This is a genomic window from Steroidobacter gossypii, from assembly GCF_016801985.1.
Lineage (GTDB): Bacteria > Pseudomonadota > Gammaproteobacteria > Steroidobacterales > Steroidobacteraceae > Steroidobacter > Steroidobacter gossypii.
This window is the reverse complement of record NZ_JAEVLS010000004.1, coordinates 199,437-217,944: the sequence shown is the minus strand read 5'-3', so window position 1 is coordinate 217,944 and position 18,508 is coordinate 199,437. Positions and strand designations below refer to the sequence as shown.

Sequence of the window (18,508 nt, the reverse complement as noted above, 5' to 3'; positions counted from 1 at the left end):
GCTCGTGGCCGCCCATCCATCACCACTCGACGGCGATGTACTTCGCTTCGGTGAACTCGCGGATGCCGTGATGTGATCCTTCTCGTCCCAGGCCGCTCTGTTTCACGCCGCCGAACGGCGCCGCGGCATCCGAGACCAGCCCGCGATTGAGCGCGATCATGCCACTTTCGAGCCGCTCCGAAATGCGCAAGCCGGTTTTGAGATCTCCTGTGTAGATGTAGGAGACCAGTCCGTACTCGGTGTCGTTCGCAAGCTGGACCGCCTCATCGATGGAGTCGAAGGGGACGAGGGCGGCGACCGGGCCGAAGATTTCCTGTTTGAGTATCTCCGCACCTGCCGGGACATCGGCCAGCACGGTTGGCGGATAGAAGAAGCCCGGCCGCGTCGGCGCGGAGCCACCCAACAGCACACGCGCGCCTCGCTTTACGGCATCGGCCACGAGCAATTCGATCTTCTCGACCGCTGCACGGTTGATGAGCGCTCCGCAGCCCGTCTCGGGCGAGCAGCCCTCACCAAGCTTCACGGCGCCCATTCGCGCGACCAGTTGTTTTGTGAACTGCTCGTACACGCCGCGTTGAATATAGAAACGATTCGCTGCGGTACAGGCTTCGCCGCCGTTGCGCATCTTTGCGATCATGGCGCCGGCGATCGCCTCTTCGATGTTGGCATCCTCGAACACCAGGAACGGCGCGTTGCCGCCGAGCTCCATGGAGGAGTTGACGACGGTATCCGCGGCTTCACGAAGCAGCAGTCGACCCACTTCGGTCGACCCTGTGAAAGAGAGCTTTCGTATCCTGCCCTCGTGCAGCATGGCCTTGACGACGGCCGCGGGATCCGAGGTCGTGATGACATTCACAACGCCTGGAGGAATGCCGGCTTCCAGCATGATCTGTGCAACGGCGTATGCGGTCAGCGGTGTTTCTTCGGCGGGTTTGAGAATGCAGGTGCAGCCCGCGGCGAGCGCGGGAGCGATCTTGCGTGTAGCCATCGCGGCCGGGAAATTCCACGGCGTGATCAGCAGCGCTATGCCGATCGGTTGGTACATCACGACGATGCGGTTGGCGCCGCTCGGCGATACGCTGACTTCGCCTTCCAGTCGGACCGCTTCCTCCGCATACCATCGGAAGAACTCGGCAGCATACAGCACTTCGCTCTTGGCATCCGCCAGCGCCTTGCCATTCTCCAGCGATATCAACTGCGCCAGCCATTCGCTGTGGGCAACCATTCGCTCGAAGCACGTGCGCAGCAGTTCGGCCCGCTTTCTGGGCGGCGTCGCTGCCCATCCGGTGGCAGCCTGGGCGGCGGCGTCGATAGCCTGAATCCCATCCTTGATCGTCGCATCCGCGACCGAGGTGAGAAGCTCTCCAGTGGAGGGATTGATCACATCGATGCGCCGGCCTTCGGCGCCTGCGCGCCATTGCTCGCCGATCAAAAGATCAGTGGGGATCTCGCGCACCGGGTTTGCAGAACAAGCTGGTAGCAGATAGTTGTTGGAACTCTTCATAACTCGGTTCAGGTCAGGCGTTGCGAAGTGCGGCCCGGTCGCCGGAATAAGCGGCGGCAGTGATGGCCTGCATCGCCCGCAGGTCCAGCGGTCGCGGATTGTTCTTGACCAGGCGCTGGATCGAGATGGCGCTTTCGGCGGTCCATTGCTGCTGGTCCGCGGCCAACCCGAGATCTTTCAATGTGCGTGGGATGCCAACCGAGCCGAGCAGTCCCGCTACCTCATCGATGAGGATCCGCGACAGATCATCGTTACTGCTGTTGCCATCTCCCAGGCGTAGCATCCGCGCGATCTGCGCGAAGTTATCGACACAAGCGGGCCGGTTGAACTCCATCACATAAGGCAGCAAGGAAGCGACGCCGTCTCCGTGCGCCGTATGCGTGGCGTTTCCAACGGGATACTGGATGGCATGAGCGGCCGCGGTTCCCGCCGTTCCAAAGGCGCAACCGGCCGCCAGCGAGCCCATCATGAGATTCTCGCGCGCCTGCAGATCGTTGCCGTTGATATAGGCAGGATAGAGGCTGTTCCAGATCGAAGAGATCGCGAGCAGCGCGAAATGATCCGAGAGCGCGTTCTTGCCGATGAACACGTGCTGCAATGTCAGATCGGCGCTCGGCGTGCGTGCCAGCGCGGTGAAGGATTCGATCGCGTGAGTGAGCGCGTCGCCGCCCGAGCACGCGGTGAGTCGAGGAGGGCAGCTCAATGTCAGCTCGGGATCGCATACCGCGACTTGAGGAATGATGTGGGGGCTGGCGATGCCGATCTTCATCCCTTTTGCAGTGTCGGCCACGACCGCAACCGGTGTGACCTCAGAGCCGGTGCCCGAGGTCGTCGGCACGGCGATCACCGGGATGACCGGGCCTGGCACCTTGTATTCTCCATAGTAGGAGGAAGGCTCGCCGCCATGAGTGAGCAACACTGCAGCGGCCTTGGCCATGTCCATGCAGCTGCCACCGCCGATGCCGATGACGACGTCCGGTGTGAAACTCGCCGCCGCCCGCACGCAGTCCATGATGGAGTCGATCGGCAGGTCGGGCTGCGTCTGGTCATAAAGAAGAGCGCTCAGCCCTCGTCGCCCCAGATTTCCGATCAGTGCTTGGATCTCTTGATCCGACCCGAGCCTCGGATCGGTGCAGATCAGCACGCGATGGCCGAATTGCTCGGCCACTCCCGCCAGCGCCTGGCGTTGACCGGACCCGAACAGCACGGAGCGAGGCAGCCGCATGGCGCCGAATAGGCTCATTGATGTCTCTCTGCAGAGCCGGCGACGGCCGACTTCGTTGCGACGATCCTATATCATATATGATAGAATTGCCACGGAGGCTGGACGACAATAGGGGCCCTCAACGTCGAGCACCAACGACCGACCCGACATTCCTATGAGCATCGACCCCAAGAGCCCGCCAGTGACACCGGTGGCCGCGCCTTCCACGGAGAGTTCTCGCCAGATCAAGCGGACGTCCGGCTTCGTGGAGGATGCATACGCGCGGATCCGCGAAGACATCATGTCGCTGAAGATCCCGCCGAACACGCGCATCTCGGTGGACAGCATGGCGCGGGAGTTCGGGATCTCGCAGACGCCGATTCGTGAAGCGCTCAGCATGCTCGAGGCGAACGGGCTGGTCACCAAACAGCGCTTCATCGGCTATTGCACGGCGCCGACGCTGAATCGCAAACAGTTCGAAGAGCTGTTCGAAATTCGCATGCTCATCGAGCCCTACGCCGCACGCTGCGCGGCCGAGCGAATGACCGATAAAGCACTGGTCGATCTGTGCGGACTGGCTTTGGAAATGAATCCCGACAAGGCGGCGGAGTCGCGTGCGCTGTACGACCGTTTCGCCGACCAAGACGCCGAGTTTCACGAGCAAATCGCACGCGGCAGCGGTAACGATCTGATCGTGGAGTCGCTTAGGCGCCTGCACATCCATTTGCACATCTTCCGCCTGCGATTCCATCGCGAAGTGACCAATGAAGCGGTCACTGAACACACGCTGGTCACCAAGGCCCTGCAACAGCGCGATCCCGACAAAGCGGCCGCGGCGATGCGCGCTCATCTCGAAAAGTCCTATCAGCGCCTGGTGAAATTCACGCGCGACTAGCCCCGACGACTGCCTCCGCCTCACGCCACCTGGCGCCGCCCGCCAAGATTTGTTACCGATATCATTGACAATCCGACCTCCAGGCCGCGATGATGGCGATATGATATAGGATATAGGCCGTCGGGCGGACACAAGCCTGGCGCCATAGGGGGATGAGTGCAGCTAGCAGTCCGTATCGTCGCCACGTGGCTGGGTTTGGCGGCGCTGTCGGTGGCGCATGCGGCCGCCACGGTGCTCACGAATTTCACTCTTATAGATGGCACCGGCCGGACGCCGGCATCAGCCTCGGCACTCATCGTCGATGACGTCCGGATCGCGTGGGTCGGGCCACGTTCCAGTTTGAAACTTCCCGCCGGCGCGACGGTGCTGGATTTATCCGGGAAGTTCGTGATGCCCGGACTCATCGACAGTCATGTGCATCTCGGGCTGGTCAACGATCTCGCTCAGGACATCAGGTTTTATTCTCGCGAGTCGGTGCAACAGCAGTTGCGTATCTACGCAGCGTATGGCGTCACGGCGGTGCAAGTGCTGGGCACCGATACGGATGTGATCTTCAGCATTCGCGCCGATCAGCGCAAAGCGCAGCCCGAGATGGCCAGAGTGTTCACCTCGGGCCAAGGGCTGGTGTTCAAAGGTTCTTACGGCGGCGTTGCCGGACTCAACCGTCCGGTGGCGAACGAAGCCGAAGCACGCCAGGCGGTGGATGAGCAGGTCGCCAAAGGCGTCGACTTCATCAAATTGTGGGTCGATGACGAGTTCGGCGATCTGCCCTCGCGCATGCCGGCGGAGATCAGCAAGGCCATCATCGATCAGACGCACAAACACGGACTGCGCGCGATCGCGCACATCTTCTACCTGGACAACGCGAAGACGCTGGCCTCGCAAGGCATCGATGGCTTCGCGCACAGCGTACGCGATCGGCCGGTCGATCAGCAGTTGCTGAATGACATGAAACGTCGCGACGTGGCGCAAGTGGCTGCGACCTTGAGCCGCGAAGCTTCGTTCACCTATACGAAGTTGCCGTTCCTCGACGATCCCTTCTTCAGTCGCTCGATCACGCCGGCCGCGCTGGCGACGCTCGCAAGCACCGAACGTCAGCAGCAGCTCGCAGCGGGCAAGCATTTCAGTGAGTACCCGGGCGTGCTCGAGACGGCGTTGAAAAATACTCGCCGCGAAATCGAAGCGGGTGTGCGTTACGGCGTGGGCACCGATAGCGGACCCTCCGGACGCTTCGCCGGCTATTTCCTCCACTGGGAACTGCAACTGATGGTGCAGGCGGGGCTGACGCCGTTGCAGGCGCTCACCGCCGCCACCGGCGTCAACGCTCGACTGATCGGCGCCAAAGATCTGGGAACGATCGAGCCGGGCAAGAGCGCCGATCTCGTCGTGCTCGACGCCGATCCGACTCGTGACATTCGCAATACGCGAACCATTCACTCGGTTTACGTAGCAGGCAAGGCCGTGCCGACCATCTGGTCGCTGTGCACCGGTCGCGCCGCGAACGAATGCAAGGGCGGATCCGAGGGCGGCGCACATGGCGAACGGTGATGCAGTTGCTGTGAAGTCGGCGGCTCCGGCGCTCGATCACGCCGGAGTGGTTGCGCCGACGCGCGTTCGCCACGCGGTGCTGTGGCTCACCGTGGTCGCCTACATGATCACGTACATCGATCGAGTGGTGATCTCGGCGGCGGTGCCTTCGATTCAGGAAGAGTTCGGCTTCTCCATTGTCACCATGGGATGGATCCTGGGCGCGTACCAGCTGTCGTACGCGCTGTTTCAGATTCCGGGCGGTTGGCTTGGGGATCGCTTCGGGCCGCGCCGCGCACTGCCAGCCATTGTGACGTGGTGGTCGGCGTTTACCGCGGCCACTGCGATGACGTGGTCGGCGACGTCGATGATCGTCTGTCGCTTCTTGTTTGGCATGGGAGAAGCGGGCGCGTTTCCTATCGCAACCCGCTCGCTGTCGCGTTGGATGCTGCCGTCCGAGCGAGGCTTCGCACAAGGCATCACGCATGCAGGCTCGAGGCTGGGCGGAGCGCTCACGCCGATCGTGGTGGTGTTCATCATCGCTCATTACGGATGGCGCGCGCCGTTCTACATCTTTGCAGTGCTTGGCATCGTGTGGGCAGCGGTGTGGTACTGGTTCTACCGCGACTCTCCCAACGAACATCGGATGGTCAACAGCGCCGAGCGGGAGTTGATCGCCAACGCATTGGGCAACACGGCGAATCGCTCCAAGATCGTTCCGTGGCGAAGCATTCTGCGCAGTCCGCAGATGTGGCTGCTGTCGGCGATGTATTTCTGTTACGGCTACGACATCGGCATCTTTCTGACCTGGTTCCCGAAATATCTGCATGCCGAGCGAGAGTTCGACCTCCAGCAGATGGGCATCTATGCCAGCTTGCCGTTGCTCGCCGGCGTCGCGGGCGATATCTGCGGCGGCTGGTTTTCGGATCTGGCGCTGAAGCGTACCGGCAATCTCAAGCTGGCGCGCCGCGTGGTGGCCATTCCAGGATTTCTGATCGCCGCCATCACCATTCCGCTCGCCTGTCTCGCGAACGATCCGCTCGTCAGCGTGGGCTGGTTCGCGCTGGCGGTGTTCGGCATTGAACTGACCGTCGGCGTTTCATGGGCCGTGACCCTCGACATCGGTGGAGTTTATGCGGGCTCCGTGTCGGCAGTCATGAACACCTTCGGAAACATCGGCGCGGCGCTCGCTGCGGCGATGACGGGCTATATCGTCACGGCGAGCGGCTGGACGACTGCGTTCTTCGTGCTCGCGGGCTACTCGTTGGTGGCTGCAATACTGTTCACGCGAATCGATGCGTCGAAGCGCGTGTATGAGGATGCTGCCACTGCTTCATAGCGGGGCGGCGACTTGGGGGAATCATGAGTAAAGAAAACGATGCGGAGCCGAAGATCGTGAATCGGCGCGCATGGCTCAAGCTCTTCGGAGCCGGCGCTGCCTCCGGCGTGCTGCCACTCGGCAGCGCGGCCGCAGAAGATTCCGCTGTGGCAGGACATCATGCGACGCATGCGCCCGCAGTTCCTGTCGACGAGCAGGTTCCCGTCTATGAATTTCTCAACGGCGACGAAGCGGCGTTCGTCGAAGCGGCGGTCGATACGCTGATTCCGGCCGACGACGTTGGGCCCGGCGCTCTGGAGTTGGGCGTGGCGGTGTTCATCGATCGACAATTGAACTCGGGCTACGGCCGCGGCGATCGCATGTATCTGCAGGGGCCGTTCATGGAAGGCACGCCGGAGCAGGGCTATCAATTGCGCATGACGCCCAGCGAGCTGTTTCGCAATGGCATTCTGGATGTGAACGCGTACCTGCGGGCGAAGTACAAGCGGCCCTTCGACGCGCTCACCAACGAGGATCGCATCGCTGTGATGACGCAACTGGAGACGGGGCAGATCGAGTTGCCCACGGTGCCGACCGCCATCTTTTTCAATCTGCTGTACGACCTCACCATGCAGGGTTTCTTCGCCGATCCGCTCTACGGCGGCAACAAGGGCAAGGCGTCCTGGAAGATGATCGGCTTCCCGGGCATTGGCGCCATGTATGCGGACAAGATCGAAGCCTGGCGCAACAAGAAATACATGACCGAGCCCATGAGCATCCAGGACCTGCTGTAAAGCGTCGCCCGGACCCGGGAGCGGTTCGCCACACTGATTGCGGAGGTCGAGTGGCCACCAAGTTGAAACCTGTCGATATCGCTATCGTCGGCCTGGGCTGGGCCGGCGGCATTCTCGCCAAGGAGCTGGCGTCCACTGGCTTGAAGATCGTTGCGTTCGAGCGCGGCGGACCGCGCGCCACCAACCCGGATTTCATGGCGCCGCAGGTTCACGACGAGCTGCGTTACTCGCGTCGTCATGAGCTGATCCAGAATCTGCGCAAGGAGACGCTGACGTTTCGTAACGATCCATCTCAACGAGCGTTGCCGATGCGTCAGCTCGGCTCGTTCCTGCCGGGGGAGGGCGTCGGCGGCGCCGGCACGCATTGGTCCGGGCTGCACTGGCGGTGGACGGAGTGGGAGCACAAGATGTACTCCGGCACCGTGGCGAAGTACGGCAAGAGCATCATCCCGGCGGATATGAACTTGCAGGACTTTCCCGTCGACTACCACGAGCTCGAGCCCTACTACGACAAGTTCGAGAAGGTCTGCGGCACCTCCGGCAAGGCCGGCAACCTGCAAGGCAAGAAGATCGAAGGCGGCAATATCTTCGAGGCGCCGCGCGCCAGCGAGTTTCCGAATCCGCCGCTCACGCAGTCTCACAACATGGTGCTGTTCGAGAAGGCGGCGCGCAATCTGGGCTATCACCCGTTTCCGGTGCCGGCGTCCAACGCTTCGCGTCCCTACACCAACCCGGACGGCGTGGCGCTGGGGCAATGTCACTACTGCGGCATGTGTACCGCTTACGGCTGCGAGGCCAACGCGAAGGCCAGTCCCCACTTCACGGTCATACCGCTCGCTTACAAGAATCCGAATTTCGAAGCGCGGACCAACGCCTATGTGATGAAAGTGAATCTCGACTCGCGGCGCAAACGCGCCGTGAGCGTCACTTATCTCGATGCGGGCGGCCGTGAATTCGAGCAACCCGCGGACCTGGTGATCCTCGCCGCCTACGTATTCGGCAACGTGCACCTGATGTTGCATTCGAAGATCGGCAAACCGTACGACTTCAAGCGCAACACCGGCGTCGTCGGACGCAACTACTCGTATCAGTCCATGGGGGGCGTGGGCGCGCTGTTTCCCAAGGGCACGTACTTCAACCCGTTCATGGGATCGGGCGCTTTGGGCACCTGGATCGACGACTTCAACAGCGACAATCCGGATTTCGCCAAGGTTGGATTCATCGGTGGCGGAGGGATCAGCAGCGGCAGCAATAGCGGCGCACCCATCGCCCGCCATCCCGTGCCTCCCGGCTCGCCGCGTTGGGGGGCGGGTTGGAAGAAAGCGGTGGTCGAGACGTATCACCGCATGACGGCGGTGGGCAATCAGGGTTCGGTGATGTCGTATCGCCAGAACTATCTGGATCTCGATCCTACCTATACCGATTCATTTGGCCGCCCCATGCTGCGACTGACCTTCGATTGGCAGGAGAACGAGTTCAGGCAGATGGAGTACGCGCGCGGCATCTGCGCGAGCATCGCCAAGGAGATGGGAGCAGAGCAGGTGCTGAGCCGGCGCGAGCGAGGACGTTATTCCATCGTGCCGTATCAGACCACGCACAACACCGGCGGCACGGTGTTCGGCGACGATCCCCGCACCAGCGCGGTGAACAAGTATCTGCAGTGCTGGGATGTTTCCAATGTCTTCGTGGTGGGATCCAGCGTGTTTCCGCAGAATGCGGGGCGCAATCCGACCGGGCCCGTCGGTGCATTGGCGTACCGATTGGCAGATACGCTCAAGGACCAGTACCTGAAGCGGCCGGAGCGCCTCGTGACCGTTTGAGAGAGGATCAAGGTGAAGAAAGTTGCAATCGCCAGCCTGTGCGCGCTGGCATTCGTTGGCTCCGCTCACGCCGATGGCGACGCCGAAGCGGGCGCCAAAGTATTCGCTCAGTGTTCGGCTTGTCACACCGTCGGAGCGGACGCGCAGAACAGCGTCGGACCGGTGCTGAACGGCGTCGTCGGACGCGCCGCCGGAACTTATCCGGGCTATCGCTACTCATCGGCGATGCGCAGGTCGGGTTTCACCTGGGATGAGGCCACGCTGCAGAAGTATCTGAAGGCGCCGGATCGAACCTTGCCGGGAACGAAGATGGCGTTCCCGGGCATAAGCAGCGACGATGACCTGGATAACTTGATTGCATATCTCAAGCAGCAGACACAGGAGTGAAATTTTTTTTGGAGGGAGTGCACATTGGGACCGGTGTCATGTCATTGGTGATCTAGCTTCCATTAGTGGCGCCGTGTATCGTCCAGGCGCGTGACCCAATGTGAGATTGGAATCTCGCCTCGAGTGAGCGGGATGGTTCCTGCGCTCGCGGCGAGTCGCAATGTTTCTTTTATCTGCGGACTCGCTGGCAGTTCGGCAGCTCATCCTGTTGTTTCGTCCTTGACGGCCCCCCAAGACCGGCGGCCGGACGAATTCGCAAATGTTTTATTTGCGTCATCACGGCGCGTTCGCTTGCAAACATCGAACGAAGAATTCGGTTCGATGTTTCTTTTCATGAACGATGTTTTCTAACTCTCGATTGTTTTCTATCGATTGTTTGCAAACACGTGCGCATGCTTGGATGTTTCTGATCGATCGTCACGTTTTTGATAAAAAACAATTGTACGAGTATTGACGCGCTCGACTCGCGGTGCTTAAGTACGCCGCAAGCACGCCCACACAAAAGGGCGGCAAATCCAAAAGGGGGAAGATCGATGCAGTCGGTGATCAGAAATCGCGCCCTGCATGGCGCAATTTTGGTAGCGCTAGCAAGCTCCATGCCGGTCGAAGCCCAAGAGGGCTCCGCTTCATCCGGCGATGGCAGCAGTCTCGAGGAAGTGGTTGTTACCGGTATCAGGGAATCGCTGCAGCGCAATCTGGATATGAAGCGCGAGGCGACCGGCGTCGTCGATGTGATTTCATCCGAAGACATCGGCAAATTTCCGGATTCGAACGTCGCCGCGTCATTGCAGCGAGTGCCAGGTGTCTCGATCCAACGTGCTGGCACGCGCGGCGAGCCGACTGGCATCACGGTGCGCGGCTTCGGCGGCGACTTCAACGAGACGCTCTACGACGGACGGCGCATTTCAACGGCCTCGGGTCAGCGTTCGGTCGATTTCAGCACCGTGGGCGCGGACTTCGTCGGTGCGCTGAGCGTGATGAAGACGCCGGATGTCACGTTGTCGTCCAGCTCGATCGGCGCGACCGTGAACGTGTTGTTCCCCAAACCCTTCGATCAACCCGGTCCGCGCTTCGTGACCAGCGCGTCGGGATCGATGCAGGACGAAGCCGGCGACGTGAAGCCTACGGTGGGCGCGTTGTTCAGCAATACGTTTGCCGACGACACGCTCGGCTTTCTGGTCGACGCCATCTACACGGACCGAAGCACCGACACCAACCGGGTGTTCGTTTCGGGTTGGGAGGGCGGCCGCTTCGCGCCTTGTCAGTTGACGCCGAGCTGCACCGGGGACCAGTTGGACGATGCCAACAAAACAGTCGTGGGTTGGTGGCAGCAACAGTACGGCGCCGAGCAGTCACAGGTGAGCGACGAGCGCATCGACGGTCGCATCGCGTTCCAATGGCGACCCTCGGATAACGTCCTGCTCACGATCGACGACAACTATTCGCGGCAGAAGATCGTGACCGAGACTTACGGCTTCGCGCTGTGGTTCAACCGCGACGACCTGCGCAACGTGCAGTTCGACAGCAACGGCACGGTGATCGATTTCATCCAGTCGGGCACGCCGATGGATTTGAATGCCAGCATCGCGGAGCAGTTTCGCGAGACCAATCAGACCGGCATCAATCTCAAGATCGACGTGTCGGAGAACTTCAGTCTCGACATCGACGCCTCCTACGCCAAGAGCGAACAGAACCCCGACGGCCAGGGCAGCGACGGCGCGGATATCGGTTACGGCGGCGCGCTGGGCACCGCGCTGGGTGTGCGTGTGCTGGGCGATAGCAGCGATACGTTGCCGCAATTGACGACTTACGGTCCCAACGGCGACCCATCCCGCTATCTGGACCCATCCATCATCGGTTCTCACGTGCTGGTGCGCACCTCCGAAGAAAATACCGATACGATCAAGCAGGCGCGCATCACCGCCACCTGGAAGCAGGACGGCCTGCGTCTGGATGCGGGAACGTCCTATCTCGACGACACTTTCGAGCTCGCCGATCGCAACACGTTCGCCAACAATTTCTGGCAGGCGTGGTCGGGTTACGGCGCGCCTTCGGGTCGCACTTCGGGCGTCGTTGTGCCTACCAACCTTTATCGCGGCACCATCGGGACATCGGGATTCATTCCTGGATTCTCGGGCGCCGGCGCCTTGCCGCCGCAACTGCTCGTGTACAACCCGCGTGCGTTGTACGCCTATCTGCAAGGACTGGGCAATCCACAGACGCAGAACATTCCCGGCTTCAACTACGACTGCTGTGACTACACCGGATCGCTCGATCTCGCGCTCGATCCCGGCACTGTCCAGAACATCGAGGAGAAGACCTGGGCGGCATTCGTGCGCGCCTCGTTCCAGGTCGATGTGGCGGGCAGGCCATTCCATTTCAGCGCCGGCGTGCGTAACGAGCGTACTCACGTCGAATCCGCGGGCCTCGGCCGACTGCCCATCCTCCTGACGCAGAATCCGGCGGATCCGACCCTGCTGTCGACGACCTTCTCGGACACTCAGCCGATCTCGACCAAGAGCAGATATTCCTATCTGCTGCCTAGCCTGGATATGAAGCTGGAGATCACGCCGGACGTTCACGCGCGTTTCGGCGCGTCGCGTACGCTGACCCGGCCGAATATCAACTTCCTGACGCCGGTCTTGAACGTAGGCTCGCTGCCACGCGTCGGGGCACTCACCGCGGAAGGCGGCAATCCGGCGTTGAAGCCGTACCTGTCGGATAACTTCGACTTCGCCGTGGAGTGGTACTACCAGCAGAACTCCTATGCGTCGTTGAACTACTTCATCAAGGATGTGACCAACTTCATCGTGCAGGGTACGCAGCGGCAGACGATCAACGACGTGATCGACCCGACCACCGGCGAGCCCGCCGTGTACACGGTTTCGCAACGGGTCAATGGACCGGACGCGACGGTGGATGGGTTCGAGCTCGCGTGGCAGCACGTGTTCGGCGACACCGGCTTCGGCTTCAACGGCAACGTCACGCTGGTCGATACCGACAAGCCGTACGATCGCTACGATATTTCGCAAAGCGGCTTCGCGGTCACCGGCCTGGCGGACTCGGCCAATTTCGTCGGTTTCTACGACAAGAACGGCTTCGAACTGCGCGTCGCCGCCAACTGGCGCGACGAATATCTGCTGCAGTTCGGCCAGAACCAGAACAACTCCCAGTTCGGCGCCGAGCCCACGTTCGTCAATTCGAGCCTGCAGATCGACGTGAGCACCAGCTACCAGCTCACCGACTATCTGAACGTGTACTTCGAAGCGTTGAACGTCACCAACGATACGATGAGTACGCACGGCCGCTTCGACAATCAATTGCTCGACGTGTTCGCCTATGGACGACGATATGCGCTGGGAGCGCGCTTCCGGATGTAGCGTTGATAGGGGAGGCCTCGACACCCCCTCCGTAGTCGCCTCCCCGTTTTTTACATCGACATCGCGCGACGGTTGATTGACAGACCATGGTGCATGCAGTCAGAAGAATCGTGATCGTCGGTGGTGGCACCGCCGGATGGTTGACGGCGGGTGTCATCGCCGCCAGGCATCGCAGCCGGATTCCGTCGAGCTTCAGCGTGACCTTGGTGGAGTCACCCAACACGCCGATCATCGGCGTGGGGGAGGGGACGTGGCCGACGCTGCGAACCACGCTGTCGCGCATCGGCGTGTCGGAGACCGAGCTGTTTCGCAAGTGTGACGCCGCATTCAAACAAGGCGCGTGGTTCGCCCGGTGGACCACCGGTGCGGCGAACGATGGTTACTACCATCCCCTGATGCTTCCGCAGAGCTTCTCGCACATCAATCTGGTGCCGCATTGGCTGGCGCGAAACGATGGCAGCAGCTTCTGTGATGCGGTGTGCCCGCAAGGCAAGATCTGTGACGACGGCCTGGCGCCGAAGACCATCGCCACCGCCGAGTACGAGGCGGTAGCCAACTACGCCTATCACCTCGACGCCGGAAAGTTCGCGCCGTTCCTGCAGCAGCACTGCTGCGAAAAGCTCGGCGTGCGTCATGTGCTCGCCGATGTGCGGCGTGTTCATCTGAATGACAGCGGCGACATTCGCAGTCTCGAGACCGAGCAGGCTGGCGAGATCGAAGGCGACTTGTTCGTGGATTGCACCGGCTTCAAGGCGCTGCTCATCGGCGAAACGTTGGGCGTGCCCTTCGTGGATTGCAGCGACGTCCTGTTCTGCGATACCGCGCTCGCCGTGCAGGTGCCGTACGAAACCGAAGCAAGTCCGATCGCAACACACACCATCTCAACGGCGCAGTCGGCCGGCTGGATCTGGGACATCGGCTTGCCCACCCGCCGCGGCGTGGGTCATGTCTTTTCCAGTCGTCACATATCGGTCGACGATGCGGAACGCGAGCTGCGTGGGTATATCGGAGCGGCGGCGAAGGATCTGTCCGTTCGCAAGATCCCGATACGCACCGGCCATCGGCAGATTTTCTGGAAGCGCAACTGTGTCGCCATCGGCCTGTCGGCGGGCTTTCTCGAGCCGTTGGAATCCTCGGCCATCGTGCTCATCGAGATGTCGGCCAAGCTGGTCGCCGAGCAGATGCCGGTGTGCCGTGAGGTGATGGACGTCATCGCCGCGCGTTTCAACAACACGACCGAGTATCGCTGGGGCAGGATCATCGATTTCCTCAAGCTGCACTACGCGCTCACTCAGCGCGACGACAGCGCGTTCTGGCGCGACAACCGACTGCCGGAGACCATCCCCGAACGATTGCAGCACCTGATGTTGCTGTGGCGCTATCAGTCGCCCTGGTATCACGACGAGTTCGATCGCATCGAGGAGGTGTTCCCGGCGGCGAGCTATCAGTACGTGCTGTATGGCATGGGCTTTCGCACCGAGCTCGAGCCGCAGATGGTCGAAGGCAGCGCGAACAACGCGCAGCGAGCGATGCGCGAGAACATTGCGCACACGGAAAAGCTGCGAGCGGGATTGCCTCGCCACCGCGATCTGATTCGCAAGATCGTCCAGCACGGGCTGCAGCCGGTGTAGGAGGTCCGTGAAAGATGACCACCCATGAGCTGCTCAATTCTCAGAATCACGCTCAGTTGCGACTGCTACCGCGGCGCGGCGCGGAGCCGCACTTCGTGCAGATCGTGCCGAGTGAGTTCGTCGCCGCGGCGATCGCGTGTCCGATTCTGTTCTCGAAAGATCCCGGCACGGGAGCGTTCTATGCGGGCGTCGCGCTGGGCTTGAAGCCGGGCGAGGCCGCGCTCGAGACCAAAGAGGATCGCGGCGGCTTCGAGCCGCTCAGTCTGCAGCGCGATGGATTTTTCATCTCGGGCGATTGCATCGCCATCGATCGCGGCAACGCGCGCTTCAGCGAGGTTGAAGGCGAGCCGCTGTTCGACAGTGCGCAGCAGCCGAGCACGGCGCTGCGCCGGATGCAGCGCGTGCTCAAGCAGCTGCACGAGGGCATCGAGCAGACGGCTGCGTTGGTGCGCGACCTGAAGGAGCTGAAGCTGATCGAGCCGATCGACATCGCTTTGAGCTTCGATGACGGCGAGCGGCTGACGCTGGAGGGCCTCTACACCGTGAGTCGCGATGCGTTGCGCGATCTCGCCGATGTCGACGTGCTGCGCTTGTTTCGCAGTGGGCATCTGCAGCTGGCGTACACGGTGGCGGGCTCGCTCAATCAACTGTCGGTGCTGGCTCACCTGCGCAATCGCAAACTCGCCGCGGCTCGCTGATCGGTATCAGGAACGATGTTTGGGGGATGTATGAAGTGGATGATGGGGCTTCTGTTCGCGCTCGTGGCGAATCTCTGTCTGGCGCAGGCCGCCGGCGAGTTTCGTCCCGCGAGCAGCAATGTTTGGGACGCGCAGTATCCACGCATAGACGCAGCGGGACGAGTCCAGGTCCGGGTGAAGGCGCCAGAGGCCAGCAAGGTCAGGGTGAACTTCTGGAACGGGCCCAAGCTGGATATGCAGAAGCAGCCGGACGGCTTCTGGACCGTGATCACAGAGCCGCTGGTTCCTGGATTTCATTACTACACATTGATCATCGACGGCGCCGAAGTCTCCGATCCGGGGAGCCATGCCTACTTCGGGGGCACGCGGCATGCGAGCGCGGTCGAGATTCCTGAGCCGGGCTCGACCTACTATTCCATCCAGGATGTGCCGCACGGGCAGGTGCGCGAGGTTTGGTATCACTCGAAGGTCACGGGTAGCTGGCGACACGCGCTGGTCTACCTGCCACCGGGCTACGATGCGCAGACCGACAAGCGCTATCCCGTGCTCTATCTGCAACACGGCGGCGGCGAAGACGAGACGGGCTGGATCCGCCAGGGCCGCGCCAATTTCATTCTCGACAATCTGATTGCCGCCCGCGAAGCCGAGCCGATGATCGTCGTCATGGCGTACGGCTACGCGCGGCGCGCCGGTGTGTCGCCGCCCGACATGAGCGGTGTCGCGTTCGGATCTCCCGAGATGTTGAAAGCCATGCATGAGATGGCTGAAACATTCGAGGACGATGTCACGCAGGCCCTGATCCCGTTCATCGATAAGACCTTTCGCACGCGGGCCGATCGCGATAACCGCGCCATGGCGGGCCTGTCCATGGGTGGCATGCAGACCTTCCATATCACGCTGAATCATCTCGACCTGTTCTCTCACATTGGCGGCTTCAGCGGCGCCGCCGGGCTGCTCGCGCCGGGCAATCGCAAGTTCGATGCCAAGAAGGACTACAACGGTGTGTTCGCCGATGCGGCGGCATTCGCCAAGCGGGTGCATGTGCTCTGGCTCGGTGTCGGCACCGCCGAAGCAGAAAGATTTCGCACTGGCATTCGAGGCCTGCACCAGAGTCTGAACGAGGCAGGCATCGAGCACGTCTACGTGGAGTCGCAAGACACCGACCATGAATGGCAGACCTGGCGCCGCGCTTTGAAGGATTTCGCGCCTCGGCTGTTCAAGCATGGCAAGGGCCGGAGCTGACCATGAGCGACGCTGTTCGGATCCTGGCGTTGCTGTTGAGTGCCTGGACCGCACCTGCTGCGTGGGCTCAGCTACAGACAGACGCGCCGCCGGTGGTCCCTGGCGCCAAGCCGGTCATGGTCGAATCCATCAAGGTCCATGCGCAGGCGCTGGAAGGAAACCTCGAAGGCAATTCAGTCGAGCGTGACGTGCTGGTGTTCCTGCCGCCCAGCTACAAAAAGGAAACGAGTCGACGTTATCCCGTGGTGTACGCGCTCCATGGGTATTCCATCGGCGCCCAGCAGTGGTCGCGCGAGATCCATGCGCCGCAAACCCTCGAGGGCGCGTTTGCCCGAGGAGCAAACGAGATGATCGTGGTGCTCCCCGATTCCAAGACCGTGCACAACGGTTCGATGTACTCGAGCTCGATGACGACCGGGGACTTCGAAGGTTTCATCGCGCGTGACGTGGTCGCTTACATCGATGCGCACTATCGGACCATTCCGGAGCGAAGCAGCCGTGGACTGGCCGGACATTCCATGGGTGGCTATGGAACCACTCGTATCGGAATGAAACACGCCGAGGTGTTCGGCAGCCTGTACATCATGAGCCCCTGTTGCCTGTCGCCGCGCGCGGTTCGAGGCGACGGCGCAGAGTTCGACAAGTTGCTGGAATCGGTGAAGACGTCGGCGGACTCGGCCAAGCTGCCGTTCTTCGCGCGTGCGCAGTTGGCCGCCGCGGCAGCCTGGTCGCCGAATCCGAAGAATCCGCCGCTGTTTCTCGATCTGCCCAACAGCGGTGGCGATGCGCAGGCGGACGTGTTGGCGAAGTGGGCCGCCAATGCGCCACTCGCGTTCGTTCATCAGTACATCGGAAACATCCGACGCTATCACGGAATCGCGCTCGATGTCGGCGATCAGGACCGACTGCGGGCCGATACCGCGAAGCTTCACGATGTGCTGAACGCCTACGGCATCCAGAACACCTTCGAGGTGTACGCCGGCGACCATACCAACAAGCTGGGCGAGCGATTCCAGAATCACGTGCTGCCGTTTTTCAGCGCGAACCTTTGTTTCAAAGCGGGATGCCGTTGATCGGCAGAGCACGATGGCAGCGATCCCCAGAGAAATTGCGGCGCACGACCTCACCGAGCCGAACACATTCCTGCGTGAGGTTGCGGAGCCGTGTCGCCCGGTCGTGATTCGCGGACTGGTCCGTTCGTGGCCCATCGTGCTCGCCGCCACACGCTCTGCCGCGCATTTCAAAGATTACCTTGCGAAGTTCGACAAGGGCGCGCAGGCGGAAGTGTTTGTCGGCGCACCCCACATCGAGGGCAGGTACTACTACAGCGACGATCTGAGCGGATTCAACTTCTCGCGCGAGCGCATGAGCTTCAGCAGCGCTCTCGAGCAAATCGTTGCGACGGCGGGCGGGCCGGGCAAGCCATCGATGTACATGGGCTCGCTGCCCACGGGCCTCTATTTGCCAGGATTCGCGGCCGAGAATTCGTTGTCGCTGCTGAAGGACGAAGTCGAGCCGCGCATCTGGATCGGCCACGCCTCGATTGTTTCGGCTCACTACGACACGATGGACAACATCGCATGCGTGGTGGCGGGCACGCGACGCTTCACGTTGTACGCCCCTGAAACCATCGACCGCCTGTACATCAGTCCCATCGATCACACGATGGCGGGCCAGCCGGTGAGTCTTGCCGCTTCTGCACCCCCAGATGACGAGAGATATCCCCGCTTTCGGGAAGTGCGAGACCAAGCGCTCGTGGCTGAGTTGCACGCGGGAGATGCCATCTATGTGCCGAAGCTGTGGTGGCATCAGGTCGAGGCAACCAGCTCGCTCAATGCCTTGGTGAATTACTGGTGGGACGCCTTCCGCGCCGGCCCGGATGCTCCGGCGGCCGCGCTGCTGCTGAGTTTGATCACCATTTGCGAACGCCCGCCCGCCGAACGACAGGCGTGGAAGGCGTTCTTCGACCACTTTGTGTTTCGGACCAATGGTCATCCGCTGGCGCATCTGCCCGCGAGTCAGCACGGTGTGCTGGGACCGCTGAAGCCGGACAACTATCAAAAGATCTGCGCCAGCGTCATGCAGATGCTGCGCGGAGTGTGAGGAAG

The 18,508-nt window shown here is 61.6% G+C and carries 14 protein-coding genes; 12 read left to right on the top strand and 2 right to left on the bottom strand.

Annotated elements, in window-relative coordinates; all coding sequences use genetic code 11:
* Window positions 1-19: 19 nt before the first annotated feature.
* Window positions 20-1,504, bottom strand: coding sequence for an NAD-dependent succinate-semialdehyde dehydrogenase (locus JM946_RS18125; RefSeq protein ID WP_203168763.1), 1,485 nt, complete (start codon window positions 1,502-1,504; stop codon window positions 20-22).
* Window positions 1,505-1,517: 13 nt separating this feature from the next.
* On the bottom strand, window positions 1,518-2,747 hold the full coding sequence (locus JM946_RS18120; protein WP_203168762.1) for an iron-containing alcohol dehydrogenase: 1,230 nt from the start codon (window positions 2,745-2,747) through the stop codon (window positions 1,518-1,520).
* Between the two features lie 136 nt (window positions 2,748-2,883).
* Here JM946_RS18120 and JM946_RS18115 point away from each other — a divergent pair, with 136 nt between their 5' ends.
* The 12 genes from JM946_RS18115 to JM946_RS18060 all read left to right on the top strand — a co-directional run bounded on the left by JM946_RS18115 (window position 2,884) and on the right by JM946_RS18060 (window position 18,503).
* Window positions 2,884-3,603: a GntR family transcriptional regulator gene (locus tag JM946_RS18115; RefSeq protein ID WP_203168761.1), complete on the top strand. Its 720-nt coding sequence runs from the start codon at window positions 2,884-2,886 to the stop codon at window positions 3,601-3,603.
* A 156-nt stretch (window positions 3,604-3,759) separates the two neighbouring features.
* Window positions 3,760-5,151: an amidohydrolase family protein gene (locus tag JM946_RS18110; protein ID WP_203168760.1), complete on the top strand. Its 1,392-nt coding sequence runs from the start codon at window positions 3,760-3,762 to the stop codon at window positions 5,149-5,151.
* Window positions 5,138-6,469 (top strand): MFS transporter, encoded by a 1,332-nt coding sequence (locus JM946_RS18105; protein ID WP_203168759.1) that lies wholly within the window; start codon window positions 5,138-5,140, stop codon window positions 6,467-6,469. The genes JM946_RS18110 and JM946_RS18105 overlap by 14 nt, the downstream gene beginning before the upstream one ends.
* Before the next feature lie 23 nt (window positions 6,470-6,492).
* A complete protein-coding gene (locus JM946_RS18100) occupies window positions 6,493-7,242 on the top strand; it encodes a gluconate 2-dehydrogenase subunit 3 family protein (RefSeq protein WP_203168758.1) in 750 nt (249 codons plus the stop codon).
* 50 nt (window positions 7,243-7,292) lie between these two features.
* Window positions 7,293-9,062, top strand: a complete 1,770-nt coding sequence (locus tag JM946_RS30515) for a GMC family oxidoreductase (protein ID WP_203168757.1) — start codon at window positions 7,293-7,295, stop codon at window positions 9,060-9,062.
* A gap of 12 nt (window positions 9,063-9,074) precedes the next feature.
* Window positions 9,075-9,449: a c-type cytochrome gene (locus tag JM946_RS18090; protein ID WP_203168756.1), complete on the top strand. Its 375-nt coding sequence runs from the start codon at window positions 9,075-9,077 to the stop codon at window positions 9,447-9,449.
* A gap of 533 nt (window positions 9,450-9,982) precedes the next feature.
* On the top strand, window positions 9,983-12,829 hold the full coding sequence (locus JM946_RS18085) for a TonB-dependent receptor (RefSeq protein WP_218042962.1): 2,847 nt from the start codon (window positions 9,983-9,985) through the stop codon (window positions 12,827-12,829).
* An 86-nt stretch (window positions 12,830-12,915) separates the two neighbouring features.
* Entirely contained in the window at window positions 12,916-14,460 is a 1,545-nt protein-coding gene (locus JM946_RS18080) for a tryptophan halogenase family protein (protein WP_203168754.1), read from the top strand.
* A 14-nt stretch (window positions 14,461-14,474) separates the two neighbouring features.
* The gene (locus JM946_RS18075) at window positions 14,475-15,158 is read left to right on the top strand and encodes a SapC family protein (RefSeq protein WP_203168753.1); all 684 of its coding nucleotides are present in this window, start codon (window positions 14,475-14,477) and stop codon (window positions 15,156-15,158) included.
* A gap of 30 nt (window positions 15,159-15,188) precedes the next feature.
* Window positions 15,189-16,400, top strand: a complete 1,212-nt coding sequence (locus tag JM946_RS18070; RefSeq protein ID WP_203168752.1) for an alpha/beta hydrolase-fold protein — start codon at window positions 15,189-15,191, stop codon at window positions 16,398-16,400.
* 2 nt (window positions 16,401-16,402) lie between these two features.
* Entirely contained in the window at window positions 16,403-17,473 is a 1,071-nt protein-coding gene (locus JM946_RS18065; RefSeq protein WP_203168751.1) for an alpha/beta hydrolase, read from the top strand.
* A gap of 13 nt (window positions 17,474-17,486) precedes the next feature.
* Window positions 17,487-18,503: a cupin-like domain-containing protein gene (locus JM946_RS18060; RefSeq protein ID WP_203168750.1), complete on the top strand. Its 1,017-nt coding sequence runs from the start codon at window positions 17,487-17,489 to the stop codon at window positions 18,501-18,503.
* The last annotated feature ends 5 nt before the right edge of the window (window positions 18,504-18,508 follow it).